Source organism: Erythrobacter sp. CCH5-A1 (assembly GCF_001557115.1).
Lineage (GTDB): Bacteria > Pseudomonadota > Alphaproteobacteria > Sphingomonadales > Sphingomonadaceae > Erythrobacter.
In genome coordinates, this window is sequence record NZ_LSKQ01000260.1 from 1 (window position 1) to 7,138 (window position 7,138).

A 7,138-nucleotide genomic window follows, 5' to 3' on the forward strand; every position below is an offset into this window, starting at 1 on the left:
CACCGGATTCTCATCTTGATTGTCGCGCATTCTCATTCTGATTGTCGCGCGACAGGGCCCGGCGCCTTGCAACGATCCCTGGCATCGGACCCGTTGGCGCTACTGCCCTCGCCGCATCGGTAGGCGACCCCGCGCAGTTCAGGTCGGGACGACAGTTCGCAGCCTGGCTGGGGCTGACACCGCGCCAGCGATCGAGCGGCGGCAAGGAACGCCTCGGGCGGATCACCAAGATGGGCGACACCTATCTGCGCCAGCTGCTCGTTGTCGGTGCGACCGCCTTGATCCGATCTGCCAGGAGCAAGCCCGAGACGGTCGATCCGCGCTTTGTCGCGCTAGTCGCCCGAAAGCCCGCCCGGGTTGCCTCGGTTGCCATCGCCAACAAGATGGCGCGGATCGCATGGGCGATCATGGCGCGGGGCGGAGTCTTCGAGCGCGGTCATGCGCCGATGCTGGCTGCGTGAGAGATCAGGAGTTTGGCTGAGGAGATCAGCTTCACGAGGTTGTGAGAGCAAAGCGATGTGATGGAGCAAACCGGTCGGACCGGGAACAAGGACAACCCAGCGAATGGCGAAGGCGTTACAGCCTGCAAAGCCGATCGGGACCTTGTTCGCGGACCCCATCAGGGCCAGCAGTCCAAGCCGACTGCATCAACAGGCCGGACAGACGACTGCACCCGACCAAACACCAGATCATCACTTTATGCTTGCAACGCGGGAGCCATCCACAGACGCCATTCACCTTACCACCCATTGCTGGCCATTGGGCAAGCTCACAGCATCACCCAAAAGCCGACATGCAAGGTGATCGGACGTCTCTCCGAGACGTCTGTTCCGGAAACGGCTCCCGCAGGAGCCGCGGCCCGACAGGCCTGGTTCGTCGCACGCCGAGGCGGCGGCTCCAGTCGCCGACCGTGCGCGCGGCAAACAGGCCGCGAGCGGCGGGATCGAGAGCCGGCGGGGCTATCAGAAACGCAAGGCCCGGGCGAAGCCCGAGCCGCTGGAAAAGCCCCGCTCCTTATGGCCGCAGCGCGCAAGCGCGGTGCGCGGCCAAATGCGTCAGCGATCGTCACCCGAAGGGCCGAGACCCTTCAGGGGCTCGGTGAAGCCCCGGATGCGCGAAGTCCCCGCGAAGACGGGGCCGCAGCGCACGAGGCGGAATAGAGCGCGGTCCCGACCGAAGGTCGGGAGACGTGCGCTGCCAGACTCTTCTCAGCGCTACGGTTGACGAGTGTGTTCTTATAATGTTCTGACGCTGTCATGGGAAGCAAGCGTCTCGACACTGTCGCCGATCTGGTCCGGCATGGTCTCAATGCGCAGGTTGAATGCCGCAGGTGCCGCCGCGTCGTGATCATCCCGGCATCCAGGTTGCGCGATCAATGCTTCGCCAAATCGATCCCGATGAAGCTTGCCGTGGTCGCGCAGCATTTGAGGTGCAGCTGTGGTCACCGCGGCGCAAAGATCGATGCGATAGGGACAATGATCGACCGAGGGTCGTGAGACGGGACCTTGGAGGGTGAAGTCGATATCGCAGGAAGAACGGCAATCCTCGGGGATGCTGGAAGCACGCCGGCAGGTTGCAATATGGCTGCTGCGGGCTCATCGGCGGGCGGGCACCCAAGTCAGGGATCTAGTGACTCGCTTATCTTCGAGCCGAATTGCTGGATCAATGGACCGATCGTGTCCGGAACCGAGCTGGCTGTCGTCACCGTCGCTTCGATCGGATAATTGTTGCCCGCCTGGTTGAGTGCGATCGCGTGGAACCGGTCTGCCATATGGATTGTGGCTGCAACCACGGCGAGACAGGCGGCATGTGCTTCATCGGTCCGGCGGCGCTGCAGCGTCGCGAGGTCACTGACTTTCAATTCAATCGTCAGCGTCCCATCAGTCATGGTCACCCTACGCTCAATTTTCATGAAGGATCGCAGTTCGCTTCGCTGGGACTCGGCCGTCAGGACGATGGTTCCCTTCGGGCTGAGGTCGTCTGCGAGGCCGCTTCGTTTGGCGAAGGTGGGGTCCAGCGTATCGCCCCTCACATGGACCTTCAGCGTGCTGGATTGCTGTTCGTGCAACCGCAGTAGCCACGCCAGCAGGTTCGATGTCGGTGAGGCAAAATCATGGGCGGCAATCCGCCCGGAGGGATGGAATTTCGCGATGAATCGGGCGTCAACGGGCTCTGGGATTCCGAATGCGGGAACTTCGATCGAAGCGAGGTGCGGGACTTCGTGGGTTGTTTCAATTGCAGGGTCATAATCAGGATGGGTCGTGAGGATCGGGGCGTTCAAGTCGACCCCGTTCTGAATGGTGTAGATCAGCTGACATGGCGCCGGGATCGTGCTGAGTTTCCTGACATTGATCACGGCCCCCTTGAGGATCGGCGCTCTCCTTTGGCCGAAGGCGAGAAAATCCATCGCCTTGTCACTTTCGGCCATGTAGACAGGAGGCACATAGTTCGGTGCAAATCGCCGGACAAAGGCTAGGCAATCCCTGAGATATCCCTGAAGGTCGTTCGCGTAGGCTGGACCCCGCGAGGCTTCGATGTCGAGGTCGATGTCGCCGACAAGAGGATCGCCGCGCATGACGCTGCCGTAAAGGTAGACCGTGTTGATGCTGATGAGACGATCGAGATCAGCATTTATAGCCACAAATCGTTCAAGCAGCTGGTCGAGGATGGCAAGCGCCTTGGTCAACTCGGTTTTCACGACGCTGCGTGAATGGGCAACCGCCCTGCCTGTCGGGGTCAGATCGGATCGCTCATCGTCGAGCAAACCAAGCAAGCCTGCGATTTCGAGGGCATGCGATCCGTGGATGAGGGTCGGAAAGACCGAACGTAGGCCGACAAAGGAGCCGGGATCATTCGTTCTGGAAAGAGATTTCAACCCTTCCTTGATGTTCGTGACAGGCACTCCCCCGATGGCGAACTTCCGAGGGAAGGTAATCGACATGTAGCGGTTCCTCCTGGTTGCAGTCTTACTATGGGGTTTGTCGTCGTCGGTCAGGATGGATTTTTTGGCCGATCATCGCGGCGATCTTCGCCTGTCAAGCGAAGCGAGGGGCGGCACCGCGGTGCCGCCCCTGCTGGTCACAGGAACTCGACGTTCTCGGCGATGATCTCGCAGCCGTAGCGCTCATTGCCTTCGGCGTCCTGCCAGCGCGAGTAGTGGATGCGGCCCGTCACGGCGAGCTGATCACCCTTGGCCTTGTGTTGGCGCAGCGGGAGCCCGAGGCCGTTGAAGACGGTGATCTTGTGGAATTCGGCATCCTTGACCGGGTAGCCGGTCTCGGGGTCCTTCTGGACCTTGCCGTCGCGGATGACGGGACGTTCGGTCACGAGGATGAGTTCGGTGATGCGGGTGTCGCTGCGATCGCGGGCGACGGGATCCTTGGCGAGACGGCCGACGAGGTTGACCATGTTCATTGCAAGAGCCTCCTTGGTGCCGACGGCTCGTCCGCCGGTGCCCTTATCGAGCCTCGGCGGGAGAGCTGGGACACCGCGCGCCCTCGCGCGCGGGAAACCTCGGAAATCGAGGTGGTGCGGGCAGCCCGGCTTGCCGGGCAACACGGCTCGCATTTCTGCAGGTTGGCCCTAAGCTCGACCAGAGAGGCAGGGGCACTGGGCGGCGGACGTGCGGGTGGCACAGGGGCTGATTGCGTGCCTGAATATCAACCTCGCCGCGTCTCGGCTTGCTGATGCTGGCGTTGATCGCAGGACTGATCGTCCGTCCTCGCCGATTTCGGTGAACGAATAGTCCCATTGCGGCAGCCGTCCGGAACTCCTGACCCTGGCTATCTGGGGTGCCGGTCCACGAGGTTGGCGTCACTGACGCAGCCCTCATGCATGATCGGACAAGGCCCCAAGGGGGCTGCCTGTCTGCACGTTGCGCCAATCAATCCCGATCGACGGGAGCTGATCTCCAGGCTGCTATGGCATCGATGATCTTTGCCGTGAACCGCGGTGGGAGTCGTCCGGCAATGTACCCAGGCTGCTTCATCAGGGGTCTGATGTCGAATCCGGGCCAGGTGAAGCGGTTGAATTCCGAAATGACGATGGCGCTACCGGGAGCAAGGCCAGCTGTGCGCGCAATCTCATCGGGGATCTGGATGGCATTCTTGCGCCCCTCGCCCTTGGTGGTGATCGCGGCGACCAGATAGCGTGACCCTTCCACACCCACGACGACGACAAAGCGTTCCTTGACGCCCTCATCGCGGCCTTGGCGCTGCTCTTCCTGGAAGAGATAGACGTATCGGAGGATATGGCCTGCGGCGGGGCGGTCAGTCTTCCCAGCGGTCATTGGCGAGTTCGCTGTCCGAGGGCCGTGCATTGGCGAAAGCTTGGCGGTCGGCTTCGGTCATGTCGGACGAAGCGACAGCTTCGATATTCATGTGATCTGCGATCGTACCGCGCGCCGCCTGTTCGAGATGGCGGAAATACTCGCTATCTGCGATCACATGCCGCTCGCGGCCATGGCTGGTCAGGACGACCGGCTGCTTGGTCGCAAGGTCGAGGAACTCGCCGGTGTTGTTGTGAAACCGGGTCAGGGGAACCCTGGGGTGCTCATTGGCCGTCGCTGGCATGGTGGTATCTCCTCGTGGCACCCAAAATAGCAATTATTGCCAAAATAGCAAGATTTCTGTGACGACGATTGCCGCGCTAGCCGTCCACCTCTGTCGCCAGCAGATCCGGCAACAATGCGGCGAGGCCCGCATCAATCGCAAAGCCCAGAGTCCTTGCCAGGCGGCAAGCTCGAGCGATTGACCCGTCTGGAACATCGAGCGCCTTTTCAATGTGCCCAAGGGTTTCGCCAGCGCCAGGTTCACAGACCGTGTGAAGCTTGCCCGGCTCTGCGGTGATAGCAAAGGGCCAGATCATCGCGACACCGACAACCCCTTCGTCGAGAATGAGCAGAGTATCGCCAGCAGCGATAGTCTCGTCGGTCTGTACGGCGTCGTAGGCATTGCCCGTCGAGGCGAACGCATGGATCCGCCACGCGCTAAAGGCGAAGCGCTCGCTATCAGTCAGCATGGCAGGCCCCCTTCAGAAAAGGCGCGCTGCGCCGCTTCTGGAAAGGCTGCGGTAAGGTTCCGGTGGAGCGGCCCGGAGGACGCCGGGAAGAATGCGCCGGTGCTGCTCGGCCGTGTGATCCGCAGCGCGCTTGCGACAGCATCCACGACGAAACCCGCAAGCTGATCGCTCGCCGTCAGCTTGCCGAATTCAGGCGGTGCAAACCCGGCCTGATGCCAGAAGGCGATGCCGGTCTCGAGGGTCTCGAGATAGCAGGCATGGCTGCCGTCATTCTGGTCATTGTCGATGCTCGCCTCGACCGTCCGGTAGGTCCCGAAATCATGGGCGTTAGCCTTGATCCGCAGATTGATTCCGGCGGGCGGAGGCCCGGCAACCGCGATCAGTGCAGCCCTGTAGAGCGTGGCTTCCGCCGTATTCACAAGGTCGAAGTTCGGGGTGTGGCCGATCTGCGCGCAGTCTTCGTTCCACGGAGCCCCGCCAAGATCGAGAGTCCAGTTCGTGTGTGCCATTCAAGCCTCCTTTGCTTGAACGGCACCTCCCCCTTCTCTCTCGCAGGCAGAGTTTCCGCTGAAGGTCGGCTCGGCTTGCAAGCACCGGGCAAAAGAAAAGGCCCGCCCGCGACAAATGTGCGGACGGGCCTTCCCGATGTGACCGGCGCGGGTCGCGGCACCGGTCACGGGGGGCTTGTGCCGGTCAGGCGTCGACGCTCGCGCGCGTCTTGCCCTTGGGTGCCGGAGCAGTGCTCTCGCCCAGACCGTGGCCGGTGGCAGCGGCGCTGTCAACGCCGCGGTCGCTGGCCGGTTCGTCGCCGGTGGCGGTGAGCGGCGGCAGGGCGCCTTCGCTCTCGCTGCCGAAGCCGTCGAGCGAGGCCTTGGGCTTCGAACGCCGCCAGGCGACATTGAAGCTCCCATCGTTCTGCTGGAACATGGCGACCGGGATCGGCGCCGAGAGGCTGGGATCGTCGATCTGGCCCGAGAGGAAGCATTCGCCGGTCTCGTTCGACGAGTATTCCCAGAGCGCGCCGATCTTGACCCAGCTGCGGCGGTCCGCCGAGAGCGCCATGAGGTCGAACTTGGGTGCCCGCTCGTTGGTGGATTCGAAGGCCCGCAGGGCGACGGTCGCGCTGAAGGTGAGGGTGGTGATGCGGCCGATGTGAACGCCTTCTGCGTTGGCCTTGAGGGTGCCGATGTTCATGTCGAAGTTCTCCTGATGCCGTCCGAACCCCTTGTCCGGAACACCTTCTCCCATCCCCCCTCTCCTCCGGGCCTCTGGCCCGGCCCGTGCGCCAGCCACCGCAGGCGCGCGTCATCCTGTCCAGCCCGGAGGGCTGAGGAGTCTCGATAGTTGGATTGGAGCTGAACCAGCCCTGCTTCGAGCCAAGCGCGGTCTGTACCGACCTAAGCTTCGGGCTCGGACCCATCCTTGATCTGGTTGAGGCGCGCCATGAACGCCTTGGCTTCCAGCTGATTGGGTCCATCGCGCGTGGCGAGGCAGGCCATCCTGTCGATCTCGAGCTGTGCGGCAAGACTTGCCTCGATATGGCAATAGGGCTCGAGCGCGCGGATTGCGTCAACCGCGCGGGGCAGCTCTCCGAAAGCGGTTCCGACCCATACGAGTTCCATTTCCTCCCCGTCTTCGTCAGGAGCGCTCAGAACCTGCGCGAAATAGGTCTGAAGCGGTCGGTCCCATCCGACATAGGCACTGGCAGCAGCAATCCCGTCACGAAGCGGTACTTTGTGCCTGCTCATGCGCTCGTTACCTCCCCACCCTTAACTGGGCCGATGCCCCGCGGCGCACTGACATGTCAGCCCCTGAACTCATCAGTAGTCCGCTGGCCGCATCAGCGTGATGACGCGCCGTGTCATCGCTGGATTGGCCGGATCCTCGGACCCAAATGCCAGTTCGGTGTCGTAATAGATCCTATGCAGGTCGGATCGGCTATGCCGTTGTTCCGTCAAACCTCACGGAGAACGCTACATGCAGAACTCGTCGTCAGATTACTGCCCCAAGACTTCTGTCATTGTCAGCGTTGAGCTCAGCAAGCGCAACTGGCTTGTTGCCTCTCTCTCGCCAGGAGCGGCGAAGCCTTCGCTGCGGACAATTCCTGCCGGGAACAGCA

The 7,138-nt window shown here is 62.3% G+C and carries 10 protein-coding genes and 1 pseudogene; 1 reads left to right on the forward strand and 10 read right to left on the reverse strand.

Going from position 1 to position 7,138, the window contains the following annotated elements:
* Nucleotides 1–50: 50 nt before the first annotated feature.
* Nucleotides 51–461: pseudogene (locus AX708_RS15620) on the forward strand (IS110 family transposase); the annotation flags it as partial.
* Between the two features lie 774 nt (nt 462–1,235).
* On the opposite strand, the gene AX708_RS20590 reads toward AX708_RS15620, so the two are convergent.
* The 10 genes from AX708_RS20590 to AX708_RS20595 form a co-directional block, all read right to left on the reverse strand.
* Complete coding sequence (locus AX708_RS20590) at nt 1,236–1,424, reverse strand: hypothetical protein (RefSeq protein ID WP_066526200.1); 189 nt, start codon at nt 1,422–1,424, stop codon at nt 1,236–1,238.
* Between the two features lie 194 nt (nt 1,425–1,618).
* Entirely contained in the window at nt 1,619–2,941 is a 1,323-nt protein-coding gene (locus tag AX708_RS15625) for a hypothetical protein (protein WP_066526201.1), read from the reverse strand.
* A gap of 137 nt (nt 2,942–3,078) precedes the next feature.
* Complete coding sequence (locus AX708_RS15630; RefSeq protein WP_067490415.1) at nt 3,079–3,414, reverse strand: single-stranded DNA-binding protein; 336 nt, start codon at nt 3,412–3,414, stop codon at nt 3,079–3,081.
* 469 nt (nt 3,415–3,883) lie between these two features.
* On the reverse strand, nt 3,884–4,288 hold the full coding sequence (locus AX708_RS15635; RefSeq protein ID WP_067490418.1) for a hypothetical protein: 405 nt from the start codon (nt 4,286–4,288) through the stop codon (nt 3,884–3,886).
* Nucleotides 4,269–4,571, reverse strand: a complete 303-nt coding sequence (locus AX708_RS15640; protein ID WP_066530421.1) for a hypothetical protein — start codon at nt 4,569–4,571, stop codon at nt 4,269–4,271. Before AX708_RS15640 ends, AX708_RS15635 begins: the two co-directional genes overlap by 20 nt.
* A 76-nt stretch (nt 4,572–4,647) precedes the next feature.
* The gene (locus tag AX708_RS15645; protein WP_066530418.1) at nt 4,648–5,019 is read right to left on the reverse strand and encodes a hypothetical protein; all 372 of its coding nucleotides are present in this window, start codon (nt 5,017–5,019) and stop codon (nt 4,648–4,650) included.
* The gene (locus AX708_RS15650; protein ID WP_067490421.1) at nt 5,013–5,528 is read right to left on the reverse strand and encodes a hypothetical protein; all 516 of its coding nucleotides are present in this window, start codon (nt 5,526–5,528) and stop codon (nt 5,013–5,015) included. The genes AX708_RS15645 and AX708_RS15650 overlap by 7 nt, the downstream gene beginning before the upstream one ends.
* A gap of 184 nt (nt 5,529–5,712) precedes the next feature.
* Complete coding sequence (locus tag AX708_RS15655; protein ID WP_067490427.1) at nt 5,713–6,267, reverse strand: DUF736 domain-containing protein; 555 nt, start codon at nt 6,265–6,267, stop codon at nt 5,713–5,715.
* A 149-nt stretch (nt 6,268–6,416) separates the two neighbouring features.
* On the reverse strand, nt 6,417–6,767 hold the full coding sequence (locus tag AX708_RS20085; protein WP_082745640.1) for a hypothetical protein: 351 nt from the start codon (nt 6,765–6,767) through the stop codon (nt 6,417–6,419).
* 72 nt (nt 6,768–6,839) lie between these two features.
* Nucleotides 6,840–6,977, reverse strand: coding sequence for a DUF3768 domain-containing protein (locus tag AX708_RS20595; protein ID WP_156443439.1), 138 nt, complete (start codon nt 6,975–6,977; stop codon nt 6,840–6,842).
* Between the last annotated feature and the right edge of the window lie 161 nt (nt 6,978–7,138).